A 19,328-nucleotide genomic window follows, 5' to 3' on the forward strand; every position below is an offset into this window, starting at 1 on the left:
GCCTTCAGCCTCTGTATTGACCGATCCACCGCTATCGGGGGCAAGCCCCCACCCCCATTTGGCATGCATTCCCCTGTGGGAGGGGGCTTGCCCCCGATGGCCTCACCGCGGTTTACAGGTGCAGCGCGTGGCCCAGCGCCCGCAGCGCAGCTTCCTGCACCGCCTCGCCGAGCGTCGGATGGGCGTGGATGGTGCCGGCCACGTCTTCCAGGCGCGCGCCCATTTCCAGGCTCAGGCCGAAGGCGGTGGACAGCTCCGAGACGCCGGCGCCAACTGCTTGCCAGCCGACGATCAGATGATTGTCGCGGCGTGCCACCACCCGTACGAAGCCGGTTTTCGACTCCAGGGTCATTGCGCGGCCGTTGGCGGCAAACGGGAAACTCGACACGATGCAGTCCAGGCCGGCGGCCTTGGCTTCATCGGGTGTCTTGCCGACCACCACCAGTTCCGGGTCGGTAAAGCACACGGCCGGGATTGCCGCCGGGTTGAATTCACGGGATTTACCGCTGATCAGTTCGGCAACCATTTCACCTTGGGCCATGGCCCGATGGGCCAGCATCGGCTCGCCGCTCAGGTCGCCGATGGCCCACACGTTGCGCATGCTGGTCTGGCAGCGGCTGTCGATTTTGACCGCCGCGCCGTTCATCTCCAGGTTCAGCGCCTCGAGGTTCCAGCCCTGGGTGTTGGGGGTGCGACCCACGGCGACCAGCACCTGGTCGGTTTCCAGCGACAGGGTGTCACCCTTCGGGTCACGTACTTGCAACCGGTTGTCGGCAAAACCGCTGACGCTGTGCTTGAGGAACAGCTTCACCCCCAAGTGCTTGAGGGACTCGTTCACCGGTTGGGTCAATTCGGCGTCGTAGGCCGGCAGGATGCGATCCTGCGCCTCGACCACGCTGACCTCGGCGCCAAGCTTACGGTAGGCAATCCCCAGTTCCAGGCCGATATAGCCGCCACCCACCACGATCAGGCGCTTGGGCACCCGCGTGGGCGCCAGCGCCTCGGTGGACGAGATGATCGGCCCGCCAATCGGCAGCATCGGCAGGTTGACGCTTTTCGAACCGGTGGCCAGCAACAGGTGTTCGCACTGGATGCGCTGGTCGCCGACGTCGACGGTCTTGCCGTCCACCACCTTGGCCCAGCCGTGGATCACTTGCACCTTGTGCTTCTTCAGCAGCGCGGCGACGCCGGTGGTCAGGCGGTCAACGATGCCGTCTTTCCATTCCACGCTCTTGCGGATGTCCAGGGTCGGCACATCCACTTCGATGCCCAGGTGTGAACCCTGGCTGTGCTGGACGGTTTGCTGGAATTGCTCGGCCACATGGATCAACGCCTTGGACGGGATGCAGCCGATATTCAGGCAGGTGCCGCCCAGCGCCCGGCCTTCCACCAGGAGGGTCGGGATGCCCAGTTGGCCGGCACGGATCGCCGCCACATAACCACCAGGGCCGCCGCCGATAATCAGCAGCGTGGTATTCAATGTCTGCGTCATGCCTTACTCCAGGAACAGGCTGGCGGGTTGTTCGAGCAGGCCGCGAATGGCCTGGATGAATTGCGCTGCATCCATGCCATCGACCACGCGGTGATCGAAGGAACTGGAGAGGTTCATCATCTTGCGCACCACGATCTGGCCCTTGATCACCATCGGCCGCTCGACGATGCGGTTGACGCCGACGATGGCCACTTCCGGTAGGTTAAGCACCGGCGTGCTGACGATGCCGCCCAAGGCGCCGAGGCTGGTCAGGGTGATGGTCGAACCGGACAGCTCGTCACGGCTGGCCTTGCCATTGCGTGCAGCAGTGGCCAAACGTGCGATTTCCTCGGCGTTGCCCCACAGGCTGCGGGCCTCGGCGTGACGCACCACCGGTACCATCAGGCCCACGTCGCTTTGGGTGGCGACACCTACGTGAACCGCGCCAAGGCGGGTGATGACCTGGGCTTCGTCGTCGTAACGCGCATTGATCTGTGGAAAGTCCCGCAGCGCCACGACCATGGCTCGCACGATGAACGGCAGCAGGGTCATCTTGCCACGCGTTGCGCCGTGCTTCTCATTGAGGTGCACGCGCAGTTCGTCGAGAGCGGTGACGTCGATTTCTTCCACGTAGCTGAAATGCGCGGCCCGCCGGGTGGCGTCCTGCATGCGCTGGGCGATCTTGCGGCGCATGCCGATCACCGGGATCTGTTCTTCGTCGTTGCGTTCGGCGTAGGGGTTGGCTGCGGTTTGGGTTTGCGTCGGACGCTGCTGCAAGTAAGCGTCCAGATCTTCGTGCAGAATCCGGCCCGCCGGGCCTGAGCCCTGGACCAGGCGCAGTTGAATCCCCGCATCCAGCGCATGTTTGCGCACGGCAGGGGAGGCCAGTGGGCGTTCGTCGGCGGTACGGGCCACCGGGGCCTGGGCTGCGACAACCGGAGCGGGTTGGCTTTCAACCACCACCGGTGCAGGCTTGGCTTGCACCACCGGGGCGGCATTCGGCGCCTCCTTCACGACCGGTGCCTCCTTGGCGTTGCCCGCACCCTCCACTTCAATGCTGATCAGAATACTGCCCACGGCCATGACTTCACCCGGCTCGCCGCCGAGGGAAATTACCTTGCCATGCACCGGCGAGGGAATGTCCACCATCGCCTTGTCGGTCATCACATCCGCCAGCACCTGGTCTTCGACCACCATGTCGCCGACCTTCACATGCCACACCGACAATTCAACTTCCGCGATGCCTTCGCCAATGTCCGGCATCTTGATAACGTGCGTGCCCATTCAGACCTCCATGACCCGTTTCAACGCCGCGCCCACTCGGGACGGGCCTGGGAAATACGCCCACTCTTGCGCGTGCGGGTAGGGGGTGTCCCAACCGGTGACGCGTTCGATCGGCGCTTCCAGGTGGTGGAAGCAATGCTCCTGCACCAGTGCGACCAGCTCGGCGCCAAAGCCGCAGGTGCGAGTGGCTTCGTGCACCACCACGCAGCGGCCGGTCTTCTTGACGGAGTTGACGATGGTTTCCAGGTCCAGCGGCCACAGGCTGCGCAGGTCGATGACTTCGGCGTCGATGCCGGTTTCTTCGGCGGCGACTTGCGACACATACACCGTGGTGCCGTAGGTCAGCACGGTCACGGCCGAGCCCGGACGCACGATGGCGGCCACGTCCAGCGGCACGGTGTAGTAACCGTCCGGCACTTGGGCTTGCGGGTGTTTCGACCATGGGGTGACGGGCCGGTCGTGATGGCCATCGAACGGGCCGTTGTACAGGCGTTTGGGCTCAAGGAAGATCACCGGGTCATCGTTTTCGATGGAGGCGATCAACAGGCCCTTGGCATCATAGGGGTTGGACGGCATCACCGTGCGCAGGCCGCACACCTGGGTGAACACCGCTTCGATACTCTGGCTGTGGGTCTGGCCGCCGTAGATGCCGCCGCCGCAAGGCATGCGCATGGTCAGCGGCGCGGTGAACTGGCCGGCCGAGCGATAACGCAGGCGTGCCGCTTCGGAGATGATCTGGTCGGTGGCAGGGTAGACGTAGTCGGCGAACTGGATTTCGGCGACCGGGCGCAGGCCGTAGGCGCCCATGCCCACGGCCACGCCGATAATGCCGCTTTCGGAGATCGGCGCGTCAAACACCCGCGAACTGCCGTACTTGGTCTGCAGGCCTTCGGTGCAACGGAACACGCCGCCGAAATAGCCGACGTCCTGGCCGAATACCACCACGTTATCGTCACGTTCGAGCATCACATCCATGGCCGAGCGCAGGGCCTGGATCATGGTCATGGTGGTGGTGGTCATGGCGGTTTCCACTTCAATGCTGTTGTTGTGATCGTTCATGTCAGATCCCCAACGCTTGACGCTGGCGCTTCAAGTGCTCCGGCATCTCTTTGTAGACGTCTTCGAACATGGTCGCGGCGCTTGGAATCTGGCCGCCGGCAAGGGTGCCGTACTGTTCGGCTTGTTTTTGCGCCGCAATCACTTCGGCTTCAAGTTCGGCACTGACCGCCGCGTGTTCCTCTTCGGACCACTGGCCAATCTTGATCAGGTGCTGCTTGAGGCGGGCAATCGGGTCGCCGAGGGGGAAGTGGCTCCAGTCATCGGCGGGGCGGTATTTGGATGGATCATCCGAGGTGGAGTGCGGGCCGGCACGGTAGGTGACCCATTCGATCAGCGTGGGCCCGAGGTTGCGGCGCGCACGCTCGGCAGCCCAGGCGGAAGCGGCGTATACCGCGATGAAGTCGTTGCCGTCCACGCGCAGGGAGGCGATACCACAACCTACGCCGCGTCCGGCAAAGGTGGTGGCTTCGCCGCCGGCGATGGCTTGGAAGGTGGAGATGGCCCACTGGTTGTTGACCACGTTGAGGATCACCGGCGCGCGGTACACGTGGGCAAAGGTGAGGGCAGTGTGGAAGTCGGATTCGGCGGTGGCGCCGTCGCCGATCCAGGCGGAGGCGATCTTGGTATCGCCCTTGATCGCCGAGGCCATGCCCCAGCCCACGCCTTGTACGAATTGGGTGGCGAGGTTGCCGGAGATCGTGAAGAAGCCAGCGTCTTTCACCGAATACATGATCGGCAACTGGCGGCCCTTGAGCGGATCACGCTCGTTGGACAGCAACTGGCAGATCAGGTCCACCAAGGGCACGTCGCGAGCCATCAGGATGCTTTGCTGGCGGTAGGTGGGGAAGCACATGTCGTCGATGTTCAAGGCCAGGGCCTGGGCGCTGCCGATGGCTTCTTCGCCAAGGCTTTGCATGTAGAACGACATTTTCTTCTGACGCTGGGCGACGACCATGCGGTTATCGAAAATCCGCGTCTTGAGCATCGCGCGCATGCCTTTGCGCAGGATTTCGACGGGAACACCCTCAGCCCAGGGACCGAGGGCCTGGCCCTGGTCGTCGAGCACGCGGATCAGGCCTTTGGCGAGGTCGGCGGTGTCGGCGGGTTCTACGTCGATGGCGGGTTTGCGCACCAGGCCGGCGTCGGTCAGGCGCAGGTAGGTGAAGTCGGTCTTGCAGCCTGGGCGTCCCGAGGGTTCAGGGACGTGCAGGCGCAGCGGTTCGTACGGCTGATTCATGGCTTCTACGCTCGATCTTGTGAATTTCTTGTAGTGGGCGCGCTAGCTGACAGTCAGTCTCCGGATAGGAGAAATCCTGTCCTACAACAATCATAGGCGGGGCGTAGAAGAATATTTATCTGTGTTTCATTGCGCTCACGATCATTTGCGGATAAAAAAACTGCATAAACATAATAAACAGGTGATTTTGTCTCATGCGCAAACTGGACCGTACCGATATCGGCATTCTCAACGCCCTGCAGGAGAACGCCCGCATCACCAATGCCGACCTGGCCCGCTCGGTCAACCTGTCGCCCACGCCGTGTTTTAACCGCGTGAAGGCAATGGAGGAATTGGGCCTGATTCGCGAGCAGGTCACGTTGCTGGACGCCGATCTGCTGGGGCTGCACGTCAATGTGTTCATCCACGTAAGCCTGGAAAAACAGAATGAGTTGGCGTTGCAGCAGTTCGAAGGCGCGATTTCCGACCGGCCTGAAGTGATGGAGTGCTACCTGATGGCCGGCGACCCGGACTACCTGATCCGGGTGCTGGTACCGACAATCCAGTCGCTTGAGCGCTTCATGATGGATTTTCTGACCAAGGTGCCGGGCGTGGCCAACATCCGCTCAAGCTTTGCCCTCAAGCAAGTGCGTTACAAAACCGCACTGCCACTGCCAAGGGACGGACTGATGGTTTGATAGCGGGGCGCTATAACCCTGGGTGCTTTAATCGTTAGCTGGGTAACTAACGGTGTCATATTTTATTTTTGCGGCTAATAAAAAAATGCGTAATCAGTCACGTATTTTTCACATGTGTTTCAACACATTACTACCCTATCAGGCCGTGAAGTTCGCGATCCAGGAAAGGGGTGAGCCGCGATGTCCATGAGAGCCTTGAAGTTAAACTTTCGTACCACACTTTGTTTCGGCGTGGTGTGCCTTCTGCTGTTAATACAAGGAGCAATGACGCTGATAAAAGTCGATAAAGTTTATTCGTCGACGGTTGAAATCGAAAACAACTGGCTCCCCAGTATCCGTACGGCCGGTGAGCTAGATTCTGCATTTTATAAACTTCGTCTTGACCTGCGTCGTTATGCCATGGAAACGACCCGCCAGGATCCGGCCTCCCTTGAAAAACTCAAGGCGACGCGCACGGAAGTGCTCGACGTTGCCGAGCGTTATGCGCTGTTAGTGTCGAGTCCCGAGGAGCAAGGCAAGTACAACGAAGCATTCACCAGCATCAAGAACTACGGCCAGAAGATGGATGAGTTTCTCGCGCAGGCCTCCAGCCTGTCCGTTGAACAGATGTCGACCTACTTGCGGGATGTCAACGGACCTATCGCCCTGGATGTGCAGCGTGCCATCCGTGAGCTGATCGCGTTGAATGAGAAGGGCTCCAAGGCGGCGGTACAAGTTGCCTCCAGCGAGTATGAAACAGCACGCTTGTTTACCTGGATACTCATGGTCGGCTCCTTGCTGATCACTGTCGTGGTCGCACGCTTGTTTACCCGCAGCATCATTGCTCCGGTACGTGAATTGCTGGTGTCGACCGGCAAAATTGCCGACGGTGATTTACGTGTAGCCATTGCGATCAATGGCAATGACGAGCTGACGGCGTTGCAACGGTCTACCGCGTCCATGCAAATGAATCTGAAAAGTACCCTGCAGCACATCTCGGAAGCGTCCGGGCAGTTGGCGTCGGCGGCGGAGGAGATGAGTGCCATTACCCGCGAATCCAGTGCGGGGATCGAGCGCCAGAGCCTGGAGACGGACCAGGCCGCCACAGCCGTAAACGAGATGACGGCGGCAGTGGAGGAGGTCGCCCGCAATGCGGTGTCGGCGTCCCAATCGACGCAAGATTCCCAGCGCTCGGCCAAAATGGGTCAGGAGCGTGTGACGCAAACCATCGCCTCAATCGAGAAACTCAGCGCCACGGTGCAACAGACCGGCGTGGAAGTTGAAGGCCTGGCCAAGCAGGCTCAGGATATTGCACGGGTGGTTGAAGTGATTCGCTCGATTGCCGAGCAAACCAACCTGCTGGCGTTGAACGCCGCCATTGAGGCGGCCAGGGCAGGAGAACAGGGCAGGGGGTTTGCGGTAGTGGCCGACGAAGTGAGGGCACTGGCGCATAGAACGCAGACATCGACGCAGGAAATCGAGCAGATGATTGCCAAAATCCAGAGCTGCTCCAGCGAAGCGGTGTCCTCCATGGCGCTTAACCGCAACGAGGCGGTGGATTCCTTGAAGATCGCCCATGAAGCGGGCCTGGCCATTACACAGATCACCGAAGCCATCACGGATATCAATGAACGCAACCTGTTGATTGCGACAGCGTCCGAGGAGCAGGCCCATGTAGCCCGCTCCGTGGATCAGAACCTGATCAGTATCCGTGACCTGTCTATCCAGAGTTCTTCGGCGGCCGGCCAGACTTCGATTGCCAGTCAAGAGCTGTCAAGGCTGGCGGTGGACCTCAAGCAGATCGTTTCAAAGTTCTCCGTCGCCTGATAAAACCTGCGCAACCCGCGCCCGTCCGCTTTCACAGTTGGTTCAAGGGGATCTTCAGGTAAGTCACCCCATTTTCCTCAGCAGGCGGCATATTCCCCGCGCGCACATTCACCTGGATCGCCGGCAGCAACAGCGTCGGCATCCCCAGCCCGGCATCACGCTGGGTGCGCATCGCGACAAACGCCGCTTCATCCACCCCGTCATGCACATGGATATTCCCCGCGCGCTGCTCGGCCACCGTGGTCAGGCACTTTGCTTCACGGCCTTCGGGCGGGTAGTCATGGCACACGTACAGCTCAGTCTCCAAAGGAAACGCCAGCAGCTTGCGCATCGATGCATACAACTGCCGCGCATCACCGCCGGGGAAGTCGCAGCGCGCCGTGCCGACGTCGGGCATGAACAGCGTATCGCCCACCAGGATCAGCCGATCGTCGATCAGGTAGGCCATGTCCGCCGGGGTATGCCCGGGCACATGCAGGGCCTGGGCCTTGATAGAGCCGATATGAAACACCTCATCCGGCGCAAACAAGTGATCGAACTGCGAGCCGTCCACGCGAAATTCCGGCTCCAGGTTGAACAGGTTCTTGAACACGTCCTGCACTTTGCTGATGGACTGGCCAATCGCGATCTTGCCGCCCAGCGTCCGGCGCAGGTAAGGCGCGGCGGAGAGGTGATCGGCATGGGCGTGGGTTTCGAGCAACCACTGCACCTGCAGGCGATGTTCGCGCACGTAGGCGATCACCTTGTCGGCCTGGCGGGTGTCGGTGCGCCCGGAGGCCGGGTCGTAGTTGAGCACCGAGTCGACGATGGCACATGGGCCATCATCTGCCTCGTGTAGGACGTAGGTGTAGGTCGACGACGCCTCGTCCAGAAAGGCTTGTATCAACGCGGGCATGGCGGCGGTCCTTGTAGTGGATTGCGGCTTACATTCGAGATGTTTTCCACATAGGCTTGCGAGCTTAAGGGAAAAAAACGGTCCGAGGCAAAGGATCGACCTGTAACGGGACGTGACGCCATACGGCAACGCTCCTTGTGTGCATCGAATTAAAAAGGCGATAGACCATGACCGAACAACACTGGGGCCCTACCATCAGTGGCGATATCGTAGTCATCGGCGGCGGCTCGGCGGGGATCGGCCTGCTGGCCAGCCTGCTCAAGCGCGACCCCCACCTGAATATCACCCTGATCGAGCCGAGCGACCACCACTGCTACCAGCCCGCCTGGACCCTGGTGGGCGGCGGCGCCTACGACCTGGAAAAGACCCGCCGCCGGCTGGCCGACGTACTGCCCAATGGCGTCACCTGGGTACAGGCCGCCGTCACCGAACTGCTGCCGGACGAGCAGACGCTGGTCCTCGACAGCGGCCAACGCGTCACCTGGAACAACCTCATCGTGTGCCCTGGCCTGCGCCTGGCCTGGGAGAAGATCGAAGGGCTGCAAGACACCCTTGGCCAGCATGGCGTCACCTCCAACTATAGTTACCAGCACGCGGCCTATACGTGGCAGTTGGTGCAGCAACTCAAGGGTGGCAAGGCGATCTTTACCCAGCCGGCCATGCCGATCAAATGCGCGGGGGCGCCGCAAAAAGCCCTGTACCTGTCCTGCGACCACTGGCTCAAGCAGGGCGCTCTGAAAAACATCGACGTCGAATTCAACCTGGCCGGCGCCGCGCTGTTCGGCGTGGCGACGTTTGTGCCGCCGCTGATGAAGTACATCGAAAAATACGCTGCCTGCCTGGCGTTCAATTCCAACTTGGTGAAGGTTGATGGCCCGGCACGCAAGGCCTGGTTCGAAGTGAAGGACGCCGCAGGCAATGCGACGGTTGAAGAGAAATCCTTCGATATGCTTCACGTGGTCCCACCCCAAGTCTCCCCGGAGTTTATCCGCCAGAGCCCCCTGGCTGACGCCGCCGGCTGGTGCGAAGTCAACCCCCACAGCCTGCAACACCTGCGTTACCCGCATATCTTCGGCCTCGGCGACGTGTGCGGCACCACCAATGCCAAGACCGCCGCCGCGGCGCGCAAGCAAATCGTGGTGGTCGCCGAAAACCTGCTGGCCCTGCGCAAACAGGCGCCGCTGCCGCTCAAGTATGACGGCTACGGTTCCTGCCCGCTGACGGTGGAGAAGGGCAAGGTGGTGCTGGCCGAGTTCGGCTATGGCGGCAAATTGCTGCCGACCTTTCCCCTGGAACCGACCCAGGCGCGCCGCTCAATGTGGTTCCTCAAGGCCACCTTGCTGCCGTGGTTCTACTGGAACGGCATGCTCAAGGGCCGCGAATGGCTGACCCGCCTGAGCAAGGTGGACTGAATGCTGCTGGCCAGTGTGTTGGGGTTATTGATGGGCCTGGTCATGGGCCTGACCGGCGCGGGCGGCGGCATCCTCGGGGTGCCGGCGTTGGTGCTGGGGTTGGGTTTGAGCATGACCCAGGCGGCGCCGGTGTCGCTGCTCGCCGTGGGCGCGGCGGCAGCGGTGGGGGCGATTGACGGTTTGCGCCATGGCCTGGTGCGTTACCGCGCCGCGTTGCTGATCGCGTTGCTCGGCGCGTTGTTTTCGCCGGTGGGGGTGTTTCTCGCCCATCAATTGCCGGAAGCCGCGCTGATGGGCCTGTTCAGTGCGCTGATGGTGCTGGTGGCCTGGCGCATGTTGCAGCGCGAAAAACGCGAAGCGGGGCCGAGTGACCATGGCGCCGCGTCCTGGGGCCAGAAGAACTGTATGCTCGACCAGCACACCGGACGGTTGGCCTGGACCGCCAAATGCAGCGCAACCCTGGCTGCCCTCGGTGCGGTGACGGGAGCGGTGTCCGGCCTGCTGGGCGTGGGCGGCGGGTTCCTGATCGTGCCGGCGTTCAAGCAGCTCACCGATGTGCAGATGCGCGGGATCGTCGCCACCTCCTTGATGGTGATCAGCCTGCTCTCGCTGATCGGTGTGGCCGGTGCGTTCCATGCCGGTGTCCGCATTGAACCGATAGGCTGGGTATTTATCGGCGCAAGCATCGTCGGCATGCTGGCCGGCCGACGCCTGTGTTCGGTGATTCCCGCGCGTACCTTGCAGGTGGGTTTTGCCAGTTTGTGTGTACTGGTTGCTATTGGCATGGTGGTTAAAGCGGCCATCTGATCGGCTCATCCCTTCGTGTCCGCCACCCAGTGCCCAGCACCGTTGTTGAACAATCCGGTCAAGCCCGGCGAGTGGCGGGCCGTATTGAGCCCGCTTTTGGCTTGAGGCGTTGATACCTGTCAACGCAGCCTGTGGCAATCCAGGGCATGCTTGCGGCCTGATTTGAAGGCTGATGGAGCCCGCCATGAACGCCCCCGCCACAACCGCCGCATCATTCAAGTTTCCCCTGGGCCTGGTAGTCGCCGTGCTGGTGATGGCCGGGGTGCTGCTGTTGCCCCTGCCCGCTGACTTACCGGTGGCTGGGCACCGCATGCTGGCGATCCTCGCGTTTGCCGTGGTGGTGTGGATCACCGAGGCGGTGTCCTATGAAGCCAGCGCGATCATGATCACCTCGCTGATGGCTTTTCTGCTCGGCACGGCGCCGTCGGTGCAAGACCCTGTCCATCTGATCGGCACCAGCCCGGCCATCAGCATGGCGCTGACCGGTTTTTCCAACCCGGCATTGGCGCTGGTGGCGGGCGCGTTGTTCATCGCCGCCGCGATGACGCATACCGGTCTGGACCGGCGCATCGCCCTGGTGACGCTGAGCCGGATCGGCACGAGTACCCGGCGCATCCTGCTCGGAGCGATTGCGGTGACCATTCTGCTCAGCCTCGTTGTACCCAGCGCCACGGCGCGCAGTGCCTGCGTGGTGCCGATCATGATGGGCGTGATCGCTGCGTTTGGCGTGGACAGACGCTCGAACATCGCGGCCGGCATCATGATCGTGGTGGCCCAGGGCACCAGCATCTGGAACGTCGGCATCCAGACCGCCGCCGCGCAGAACCTGCTGACCGTCGGCTTTATGGACAAGATGCTCGGCCAGCGCGTGTCATGGATCGACTGGCTGATTGCGGGGGCACCGTGGGCGCTGATCATGTCGGCGGTGTTGCTGTTCCTGGTGCTCAAATTGCTGCCGCCGGAGACCGACAGCATCCCGGGCGGTAAAGAGGCGGTGGCGCAATCGCTGGTGGACATCGGGCCGATGACGGGGCCGCAGAAGCGCCTGTTGACGGTGTCGGTGTTGTTGCTGCTGGCCTGGGCCACGGAAGGGCGGTTGCACAGTTTTGACACCACCTCGACCACGTATGCGGGGTTGGTGTTTCTGTTGCTGCCAGGCATCGGCGTGATGACCTGGAAGGATGTGCAGTCGCGGATTCCTTGGGGCACGGTGATTGTGTTTGGGGTGGGCATCAGCCTGGGGACGGCGCTGCTGACCACCCAGGCGGGGCAGTGGTTGGGGGCTGCCGTGGTGGCTCACACGGGGTTGGATCAGGTTGGGCCGCTGGGGGTGTTTGCGATTCTTGGGGCGTTTTTGATCGTGATTCATTTGGGGTTTGCCAGTGCCACGGCATTGACCTCGGCGTTGTTGCCGATCCTGATTGCGGTGTTGCAGACGTTGCCGGGGGAGTTCAGTCGGTTGGGGATGACGATGCTGCTGGGGTTTGTAATGAGTTATGGGTTTATTCTGCCGATCAATGCGCCGCAGAATATGGTGTGCCTGGGAACAGGGACGTTTACGGCGCGGCAGTTTGCCAAGGTGGGGGTTCTGGTGACGCTAATCGGCTATGCGCTGATGCTGGTGTTTGCCGCCACTTACTGGAGCTGGCTCGGCTGGGTCTGACAGTGTGAAGGTTGTCTCCAATACACTGCAGATGCCATGTGGGAGGGGGCTTGCCCTAATGCCAGTCAGTTAAAAATGAGCACCGTACCTGTGGCGAGGGAGCTTGCTCCCGCTGGGTCGCGAAGCGGCCCCAGCGCTTTGTTTCAAAAGACTGGGACTGCTGCGCAGTCCAGCGGGAGCAAGCTCCCTCGCCACGGGTTACTTTTCGCTCTTGCTGCTNCCCCGATGGCGGTGTGTCGCGAGCAAGCCCGCTCCCACCGGTTTTACCGTGCTCACTTCGATGACCCATTGTTCCTTCGAAATGACAAGATGAACTCCCCTCAGGTTTACTACTCCCTGAGTAATGGTTTTACCGACATCCTGCGTCGGGTCATCTAGGTCATCGAATGAACACATACACCCCCCACACCTGGGAGCCCCACGAGCGGCCCAGCCTGCCCGGTTCGCCGTCGACGCCGTTGCACCCCACCCATAAGCGTTGGTTGTTCGCGATGGTGGGGGTGCTGGTGGCAATTACCGGCGGGCTGGGTAATGCGCTGGTGATCGCCAACCTGCAATACCTGCAAGGTGCACTGGGCGCGACCACCGCTGAAATGGCCTGGCTCCCCGCCGCCTATGTGATGACCAACGTGTGCATGAACCTGCTGCTGGTGAAATTTCGCCAGCAGTTCGGCCTGCGCGCATTCACCGAAGTGTTCCTCGTGCTGTATGCGCTGGTGACCTTCGGCCACTTGTTCGTCAACGACCTCAACTCCGCCATTGCGGTACGGGCGGCCCACGGCATGGTGGGGGCGGCGCTGAGTTCATTGGGCTTGTACTACATGATCCAGGCTTTCCCGGCCAAGTGGCGCTTGAAGTCGCTGGTGCTGGGGTTGGGCACGGCGCAGTTGGCCTTGCCGCTGGCGCGGTTGTTCTCCGAAGATTTGCTGCAAATCGCCGAATGGCGCGGGCTGTACCTGTTCGAACTGGGCATGGCGCTGATCTGCCTGGGCTGTGTATTCCTGCTCAAGTTACCGCCCGGTGACCGCTTCAAGACCTTTGAAAAACTCGACTTCCTGACCTTCGCCATCCTGGCTACCGGTGTCGCGTTGCTCTGCGCCGTGCTGTCCCTGGGCCGCATCGACTGGTGGCTGGAGGCACCGTGGATCGGCGTGGCCTCGGCCTGCTCCCTGGTGCTGATCATGGCCGGCCTGGCCATCGAGCATAACCGCGCCAACCCGATGCTCATGACCCGCTGGCTGGGCAGCGGCGTGATGATTCGCCTGGCACTGGCGGTGATCCTGATTCGCATGGTGCTGTCCGAGCAGTCCACCGGCGCCGTGGGGTTCATGCAGATGTTGAACATGAGCTACCAGCAGATGCACACGCTCTATGTGGTGATGCTGGCCGGGGCGATTGCGGGGCTGGCGGTCAGCGCCCTGACCATCAACCCGGCGCATTTACTGATGCCGCTGGTGATTTCCCTGGCGCTGATGGCCACGGGGTCGGTGATGGACAGCTTTTCCAGCAACCTGACCCGGCCGCAGAACCTGTATATCAGCCAGTTCCTGCTAGGCTTCGGCGGGACGTTCTTCCTGGGGCCGACCATGGTGCTGGGCACCAAGAACGTGCTGGCCAACCCGCGCAACCTGGTGAGTTTTTCGGTGATGTTCGGCATTTGCCAGAACCTCGGCGGCCTGATCGGCGCAGCGTTGTTGGGGACGTTCCAGATCGTGCGCGAGAAATATCACTCGAGCATGATCGTCGAACACCTGACCCTGCTCGACCCGCGTGTGGCCGCGCGGGTGCAGAGCGGCGGCTCGGCCTACGGCGGCATTGTCGCCGACCCCGAGCTGCGCAACTTGATGGGCATTCGCAGCCTGGCCACGGCGGCAACCCGTGAAGCGAACGTGATGGCCTACAACGATGTCTTCATGCTGATCGCGATCATCGCGATACTGACCATGATCTGGATCTTTATTCGCAGTCTGTGGCTGATGAGCACCACCCAGGCAGCAGCCCCTTCCGTTCAACCCAGCGGCGCTTCTTCATGACCGAACCGACTTCCACCACCACGACCACCAACGCCATCGCTTCCACGCCGGAAGGCAGCACGCCTCCCGGGGCCACGGTGACCGAGCCGCGCTCCTTGCGGGTGCGCATCGTCTCGTCCCTGGGCTTTGCCGCGATTGCCATCGTTGGTGTGTTGATTGTGCTGTATGCCTGGCAATTGCCGCCGTTCAGCAGCGCGGTGGAAACCACCGAAAACGCGCTGGTGCGTGGGCAAGTCACGATTATCGGTCCGCAGCTCAGCGGCTATGTGTTCGACGTGCCGGTGCAGGATTTCCAGTACGTGAAGGCAGGCGATCTGCTGGTGCGCCTGGATGATCGCATCTACAAGCAGCGCCTCGACCAGGCGCTGGCGCAACTGGCGGTGCAGAAGGCGTCGTTGGCGAATGTGGTGCAGCAGCGCAACAGCGCCGAAGCCACGATCAAATTGCGCCAGGCGGCCTTGGTGGACAGCCAGGCGCAGGCGCGCAAAAGCACGGCCGACTTGCGCCGCAATGAAGCGTTGATCAGTTATGGTTCGGTGTCCAAGCGCGAGCTGGACGTAACCCGTGCCGCCAACGCGCAGACCGTCGCGGCGGTGGCCCAGGCCCAGGCCAGCCTGGAAATCGCACGTCAGGACCTGCAGACGGTGATCGTCAACCGCGGTTCCCTGGAAGCGGCCGTGGCGAGTGCCGAGGCGGCGGTGGAGCTGGCGCGTATAGACCTGTCCAACACCCGCATCACCGCACCGCGTGACGGTCAGTTGGGGCAGATTGGCGTGCGCCTGGGGGCCTACGTCAACTCCGGCGCGCAGTTGATGGCGCTGGTGCCCAAGCAGCTGTGGGTGATCGCCAATATGAAAGAGACCCAGATGGACAATGTGCAGGTCGGCCAGCCGGTGACCTTCACGGTCGACGCCCTGAACCACCGCAAATTCCACGGCACGGTGCAGCATATTTCCCCGGCCACCGGCTCGGAGTTCAGCCTGTTGCAGGCAGACAACGCTACTGGCAACTTCGTGAAGATCGCCCAGCGGGTGCCGGTGAGGATTACGGTGGATCCCGACCAGGCCGAGAGCGAGCGGTTGCGGCCGGGGTTGTCGGTCGTCGTCAGCATCGACACCGCTGGCCGCCTGAAAAACAGCCCACCCTGACATCACTGACACAACACAAATCAAAACTGTGGGAGGGGGCTTGCCCCCGATAGCGGTGTCTCAGCCACCCAATGTATTACTGATTCACCGCCATCGGGGGCAAGCCCCCTCCCACATTTTGAATGTATTTCAGGTTGAAGGTGAGGTGGGTTGACTGGCCCTGTTCCAGCAGTTTCAAACCGGGCCGCCCCGGCAGGTGATGGGCATTCACCGGATGGCTCACCGGTTCGATGCAAAAGAACCCCAACCCCGGCGGGCAATACAGCAGGAAGTAATCCGCGCCGCTCGCCTGGCATTCCAGTGCATACCCCAGCTCCGGTTGCTCGATCCGGCACTGCCCATCCCACTGGCAAAACCCATTGTCCACCAGGCCTTCGGGCAGGCTTTTCAATCCTTGGAAATCCCACTCGCCCGGCACCGGCGCCAACCCCGTCGGCAGCTTGGACACATCACTCATCCACACCTGTGCGGCCTTGGCCCGCAACCGGGTGCCCGGCCGACGCGGAAAGTACGGGTGCAAGCCCACGCCATGCCAGGCGGCTGTTTCGGCCAGATGAGTCACCCGCAGTTCGATACGCAAGGCCCCATCGCTCAAGCGAATACGCTGCTCGGCGCGATAGGCAAACGGCGTGTCACATTGCACTTCCAGCACGGCTTCATCCGCCGACTGGCTGACCACCTGCCACGCTTGCTGCCAGGCCGAACCGTGAATCGGCAGCGGATCGGTCAGGCTGTTGGGCGTGAGTGCCAGCCAACCCTCGGGGTTATCGAAACCCCCGTGGGCAATGCGGTTGGACCAAGGCACCAACGGATAGCACCCCAGCTTGCCCGGCAAACCGGTGAGGATCGCCTGCTCATCGTTATGGCGCAGCAACGGCTGCCCGGTGGCGCGCACCGTCCAATTGACGAGGCTGCCGCCCACGGCCGGATTCACCGTGAGGTGGGTCAGGTTGTCTTCAAGTTCAATCATCATCACAGCACCACGCTGGGCAGCCACAGCGACAGCGCCGGAATGTAGGTCACGGCCATCAGGATCAGGAACAGCACCCCATAGAACGGCAGCAGCGCCTTCACGGTTTTCTCGATACTGACCTTGCCCACTGCCGCCCCCACGAACAACACGGCACCCACCGGCGGCGTAATCAAGCCAATGCCGAGGTTGACCAGCATGATCATGCCGAAGTGCACCGGGTCGACGCCGAGGCCGAGCACCACCGGCAGCAGGATCGGCGTGAGGATCAAGATCAATGGCGCCATGTCCATCACCGTGCCGAGCAACAACAACATGACGTTGATGCACATCAGGATCACGTAGCGGTTGTCCGACAGGGTCAGGAACATCGTGGTGATCTTCGCCGGGATCTGCATCAGGGTCATGATGTAGCCGAAGCTGGCGGCAAAGGCGATCAGGATCATCACGATGGAAATGGTGCGCACCGTGCGGTGCATCAGCTTGGGCAGCTCGCGCCACTTATAGTCACGGTAGATGAACATGGTCACGAAAAACGCCCAGAGCACGGCAATCGCAGCGGACTCGGTGGCGGTGAAGATGCCTGAGAGGATGCCGCCGAGGATGATCACCATGGCCATCAAGCCCCAGAGTGCGTCGGCGGCGATCTTCAGCGCTTGCTTCAAGGGGATGACGTCGCCCTTGGGGTAATTGCGCTTTTTCGCGAAGATCAGGCACAGCACCATCAGGCAGGCGCTCATCAGCAGGCCCGGTACCACGCCGGCCATGAACAGTGAGGCGATCGACACCGTGCCGCCCGCCGCGAGGGAGTAAAGCACCGAGTTATGGCTGGGCGGGGTCAGCAGCGCCTGCACCGAACCGCTGACGGTCACGGCCGTGGCGAACTCACGGGGATACCCGCGGCGTTCCATTTCCGGAATCAGCACCGAACCGACCGAGGCGGTGTCCGCCACCGACGAACCGGAAATCGCGCCGAAAAACGTCGAGGCCATGATATTCACCAAGGACAGGCCGCCCCGCACAAAGCCCACCAGCACCCCGGCAAACGCCACCAGCCGCCGCGACATGCCACCTTCGGCCATGATCGCCCCGGCCAGCACAAAGAACGGAATCGCCATCAGCGAAAACTTGTTCACCCCGCCGGCCACCTGAATCATCAGGGCCTGGAACGGAATGTCGATCCACCACGCGCCGATCAGCGCCGACAGCCCGAGGGCATAGGCCACGGGCATGCCGATCAGGATCAAGGCGATAAAACTGCCCAACAGAATCAATGCGTCCATATCAGGCGGCCCCTTCGCTTTCTTCAACCAGATCGAAACGCACGACCCGACGATTGCTCTGGTCACCGAGCAGGAGTTTTTCCACGACAAAGATCAGCGTCAGCAGGCCGCCAATGGGAATCGGCATATAGGTGATGCCCACGCGCAGGGTGGGGATGGCGCTCATGAACTGGTTCCAGGTGGACAGGCACAGCTTGGTGCCCCAGATGGTCATGAACAGGCAGATGATGGCCATCAACAGTTGTGAGACGACGCCGACCACTTGGCGTTGGCGCGGTGCCAGGCGGTCGGTCACTACCGCCACCGACATGTGGGCCCCCGCGCGGTAACTGGCGGCCGCGCCGACAAACGTGAACACCAGCATCAGCAGGATGGCGGTGGGTTCCGGCCAACTCGAGCCGGTGCCGAGGATATAGCGGGCGAAGATGCCCCAGGGGATGATCAGTGCGACCCCGAGTACCGAGAGGCCGGCGACCCAGATGCAGGTCATGTAGATGCGGTCGTTGATGCGCAGCAGTAAATTCTTCATGGCGTTCACCGTAACCGGGCGCGTCCGCATGGGCCGCGCCGGGCCTTGCTAAGAGGAAGGAAAGTTACTGAACGGCGTCGATACGCTTGATGATGTCGGCGTAGGGTGCGCCGTACTTCGCTCGTACCGCTGCGGTGGCGTCATAGAAAGGTTTTTTGTCGACGGTGATGAACTCGACGCCAGCCTTTTTGAGTTTTTCCTCACTGCTGGCGGACTTGGCGTCCCACAGCACGCGCTCGTCAGCCTGGGCGGCCTTGGCGGCTTTTTTCACCATGTCCTGTTGCGCGGGGGTGAGTTTGTTCCAGGTGATTTTCGACATCACGATGGGTTCCGGCAGGATCAAGTGCTCGGTGAGGGTGTAGTACTTGGCATTCTGGAAGTGGTTGTGTTCCAGCATGGTGGGTGGGTTGTTTTCCGCACCGTCGATCACGCCGGTCTGCAGGGCGCTGAAGATCTCGCCGGTGTCCATGGCGATGCCGTTGGCACCCATGGCATTAAAGGCGTCGATGAACAACGGGTTGCCTTGCACGCGGATCTTCATGCCCTTCAGGTCTTCGATCTTGCGCACCGGCTTCTTGGTGTAGAGGTTGCGCGTGCCGCCGTCCATCCAGGCCAGGGCGACCAGGCCGAACTCGGAGTCGGTGATCTTGGCGAGGATCTCGTCGCCGATCTCGCCGTCGATGACCTTGCGCATATGGGCCTGGTCACGGAACACGAACGGCAAGTTGAAGACGTTCACGTCCGGGACCACCGGGCCGACGATACCGAGGCTGACGCGGGTCATCTGCACGGCGCCGACCTGGGCCTGCTCGACCACTTCTTTCTCGGAGCCCAGCACACCGCCAGGGAAGTATTTGAAGGTCAGTTCGCCGTTGCTTTCCTTGGTCAGGGCCTTGCCCATGTTTTCTTCGGCCACGACGGTGGGGTAGCCGGCGGGGTGGATGTCGGCGAATTTGATTTCCAGCGCGTGGGCGGCGCTGCTCAGGGCGAAGCATGCAGCGGCGAGCAAGGTGCGTTTGAAGTCCATGGGGTACGTCTCCAGTCTTGTTATTGT

General features: G+C 61.9%; 16 protein-coding genes. 7 read left to right on the forward strand and 9 right to left on the reverse strand.

Translation table 11 applies throughout. The features are described 5' to 3' along the window. Positions 1 to 112: 112 nt before the first annotated feature. Genes lpdA through AO064_RS28080 form a run of 4 tightly spaced genes read right to left on the reverse strand, consistent with a single transcriptional unit; the run spans position 113 to position 5,051 of the window. A complete protein-coding gene (gene lpdA, locus AO064_RS28065) occupies positions 113 to 1,492 on the reverse strand; it encodes a dihydrolipoyl dehydrogenase (protein ID WP_064055293.1) in 1,380 nt (459 codons plus the stop codon). Between the two features lie 3 nt (positions 1,493 to 1,495). Beyond that, positions 1,496 to 2,755: a dihydrolipoamide acetyltransferase family protein gene (locus tag AO064_RS28070; RefSeq protein WP_064055294.1), complete on the reverse strand. Its 1,260-nt coding sequence runs from the start codon at positions 2,753 to 2,755 to the stop codon at positions 1,496 to 1,498. Then, the gene (locus AO064_RS28075; RefSeq protein WP_043205577.1) at positions 2,756 to 3,814 is read right to left on the reverse strand and encodes an alpha-ketoacid dehydrogenase subunit beta; all 1,059 of its coding nucleotides are present in this window, start codon (positions 3,812 to 3,814) and stop codon (positions 2,756 to 2,758) included. It lies immediately after the preceding gene. A 1-nt stretch (position 3,815) separates the two neighbouring features. After that, a complete protein-coding gene (locus AO064_RS28080) occupies positions 3,816 to 5,051 on the reverse strand; it encodes a 3-methyl-2-oxobutanoate dehydrogenase (2-methylpropanoyl-transferring) subunit alpha (RefSeq protein ID WP_046035783.1) in 1,236 nt (411 codons plus the stop codon). A 194-nt stretch (positions 5,052 to 5,245) separates the two neighbouring features. Between AO064_RS28080 and AO064_RS28085 the strand changes: the two genes are divergently transcribed. Both AO064_RS28085 and AO064_RS28090 read left to right on the forward strand, forming a co-directional pair. Next, complete coding sequence (locus tag AO064_RS28085) at positions 5,246 to 5,728, forward strand: Lrp/AsnC family transcriptional regulator (RefSeq protein WP_015884756.1); 483 nt, start codon at positions 5,246 to 5,248, stop codon at positions 5,726 to 5,728. A gap of 186 nt (positions 5,729 to 5,914) precedes the next feature. After that, entirely contained in the window at positions 5,915 to 7,534 is a 1,620-nt protein-coding gene (locus AO064_RS28090) for a methyl-accepting chemotaxis protein (protein ID WP_425262152.1), read from the forward strand. Positions 7,535 to 7,565: 31 nt separating this feature from the next. Here AO064_RS28090 and AO064_RS28095 read toward each other — a convergent pair whose 3' ends face one another. Next, a complete protein-coding gene (locus AO064_RS28095) occupies positions 7,566 to 8,429 on the reverse strand; it encodes an MBL fold metallo-hydrolase (protein ID WP_064055296.1) in 864 nt (287 codons plus the stop codon). A gap of 167 nt (positions 8,430 to 8,596) precedes the next feature. Here AO064_RS28095 and AO064_RS28100 point away from each other — a divergent pair, with 167 nt between their 5' ends. From AO064_RS28100 to AO064_RS28125, 5 genes are all read left to right on the forward strand, one after another. Continuing rightward, positions 8,597 to 9,841: an NAD(P)/FAD-dependent oxidoreductase gene (locus AO064_RS28100; RefSeq protein WP_064055297.1), complete on the forward strand. Its 1,245-nt coding sequence runs from the start codon at positions 8,597 to 8,599 to the stop codon at positions 9,839 to 9,841. Continuing rightward, complete coding sequence (locus AO064_RS28105; RefSeq protein ID WP_064055298.1) at positions 9,842 to 10,648, forward strand: sulfite exporter TauE/SafE family protein; 807 nt, start codon at positions 9,842 to 9,844, stop codon at positions 10,646 to 10,648. 184 nt (positions 10,649 to 10,832) lie between these two features. Continuing rightward, positions 10,833 to 12,311 (forward strand): DASS family sodium-coupled anion symporter, encoded by a 1,479-nt coding sequence (locus AO064_RS28110; RefSeq protein ID WP_064055299.1) that lies wholly within the window; start codon positions 10,833 to 10,835, stop codon positions 12,309 to 12,311. A 386-nt stretch (positions 12,312 to 12,697) separates the two neighbouring features. Further along, positions 12,698 to 14,344, forward strand: a complete 1,647-nt coding sequence (locus AO064_RS28120) for an MFS transporter (RefSeq protein WP_064055301.1) — start codon at positions 12,698 to 12,700, stop codon at positions 14,342 to 14,344. Then, entirely contained in the window at positions 14,341 to 15,492 is a 1,152-nt protein-coding gene (locus tag AO064_RS28125; protein ID WP_064055302.1) for an HlyD family secretion protein, read from the forward strand. The genes AO064_RS28120 and AO064_RS28125 overlap by 4 nt, the downstream gene beginning before the upstream one ends. Before the next feature lie 76 nt (positions 15,493 to 15,568). On the opposite strand, the gene AO064_RS28130 is transcribed toward AO064_RS28125, so the two are convergent. The 4 genes from AO064_RS28130 to AO064_RS28145 all read right to left on the reverse strand — a co-directional run bounded on the left by AO064_RS28130 (position 15,569) and on the right by AO064_RS28145 (position 19,301). Continuing rightward, complete coding sequence (locus AO064_RS28130) at positions 15,569 to 16,462, reverse strand: aldose 1-epimerase (RefSeq protein ID WP_064055427.1); 894 nt, start codon at positions 16,460 to 16,462, stop codon at positions 15,569 to 15,571. A gap of 2 nt (positions 16,463 to 16,464) precedes the next feature. Then, a complete protein-coding gene (locus AO064_RS28135; RefSeq protein WP_015884747.1) occupies positions 16,465 to 17,745 on the reverse strand; it encodes a TRAP transporter large permease in 1,281 nt (426 codons plus the stop codon). 1 nt (position 17,746) lies between these two features. Beyond that, positions 17,747 to 18,274, reverse strand: coding sequence for a TRAP transporter small permease (locus AO064_RS28140; RefSeq protein ID WP_064055303.1), 528 nt, complete (start codon positions 18,272 to 18,274; stop codon positions 17,747 to 17,749). 64 nt (positions 18,275 to 18,338) lie between these two features. Further along, complete coding sequence (locus AO064_RS28145) at positions 18,339 to 19,301, reverse strand: TRAP transporter substrate-binding protein (RefSeq protein ID WP_064055304.1); 963 nt, start codon at positions 19,299 to 19,301, stop codon at positions 18,339 to 18,341. Positions 19,302 to 19,328 lie beyond the last annotated feature (27 nt).

The sequence above is a fragment of the Pseudomonas marginalis genome (genome assembly GCF_001645105.1).
Lineage (GTDB): Bacteria > Pseudomonadota > Gammaproteobacteria > Pseudomonadales > Pseudomonadaceae > Aquipseudomonas > Aquipseudomonas petroselini.

Excerpts from the sequence above, each read along its gene's own strand:
- AO064_RS28120 (WP_064055301.1), top strand. The coding sequence starts at position 12,698 with ATGAACACATACACCCCCCACACCTGGGAGCCCCACGAGCGGCCCAGC.
- AO064_RS28140 (WP_064055303.1), bottom strand. The coding sequence starts at position 18,274 with ATGAAGAATTTACTGCTGCGCATCAACGACCGCATCTACATGACCTGC.
- AO064_RS28095 (WP_064055296.1), bottom strand. The coding sequence starts at position 8,429 with ATGCCCGCGTTGATACAAGCCTTTCTGGACGAGGCGTCGTCGACCTAC.
- AO064_RS28135 (WP_015884747.1), bottom strand. The coding sequence starts at position 17,745 with ATGGACGCATTGATTCTGTTGGGCAGTTTTATCGCCTTGATCCTGATC.
- AO064_RS28125 (WP_064055302.1), top strand. The coding sequence starts at position 14,341 with ATGACCGAACCGACTTCCACCACCACGACCACCAACGCCATCGCTTCC.
- AO064_RS28085 (WP_015884756.1), top strand. The coding sequence starts at position 5,246 with ATGCGCAAACTGGACCGTACCGATATCGGCATTCTCAACGCCCTGCAG.
- AO064_RS28145 (WP_064055304.1), bottom strand. The coding sequence starts at position 19,301 with ATGGACTTCAAACGCACCTTGCTCGCCGCTGCATGCTTCGCCCTGAGC.
- AO064_RS28100 (WP_064055297.1), top strand. The coding sequence starts at position 8,597 with ATGACCGAACAACACTGGGGCCCTACCATCAGTGGCGATATCGTAGTC.
- AO064_RS28090 (WP_425262152.1), top strand. The coding sequence starts at position 5,915 with ATGAGAGCCTTGAAGTTAAACTTTCGTACCACACTTTGTTTCGGCGTG.
- AO064_RS28070 (WP_064055294.1), bottom strand. The coding sequence starts at position 2,755 with ATGGGCACGCACGTTATCAAGATGCCGGACATTGGCGAAGGCATCGCG.
- AO064_RS28080 (WP_046035783.1), bottom strand. The coding sequence starts at position 5,051 with ATGAATCAGCCGTACGAACCGCTGCGCCTGCACGTCCCTGAACCCTCG.
- AO064_RS28075 (WP_043205577.1), bottom strand. The coding sequence starts at position 3,814 with ATGAACGATCACAACAACAGCATTGAAGTGGAAACCGCCATGACCACC.
- AO064_RS28105 (WP_064055298.1), top strand. The coding sequence starts at position 9,842 with ATGCTGCTGGCCAGTGTGTTGGGGTTATTGATGGGCCTGGTCATGGGC.
- lpdA (WP_064055293.1), bottom strand. The coding sequence starts at position 1,492 with ATGACGCAGACATTGAATACCACGCTGCTGATTATCGGCGGCGGCCCT.
- AO064_RS28110 (WP_064055299.1), top strand. The coding sequence starts at position 10,833 with ATGAACGCCCCCGCCACAACCGCCGCATCATTCAAGTTTCCCCTGGGC.
- AO064_RS28130 (WP_064055427.1), bottom strand. The coding sequence starts at position 16,462 with ATGATTGAACTTGAAGACAACCTGACCCACCTCACGGTGAATCCGGCC.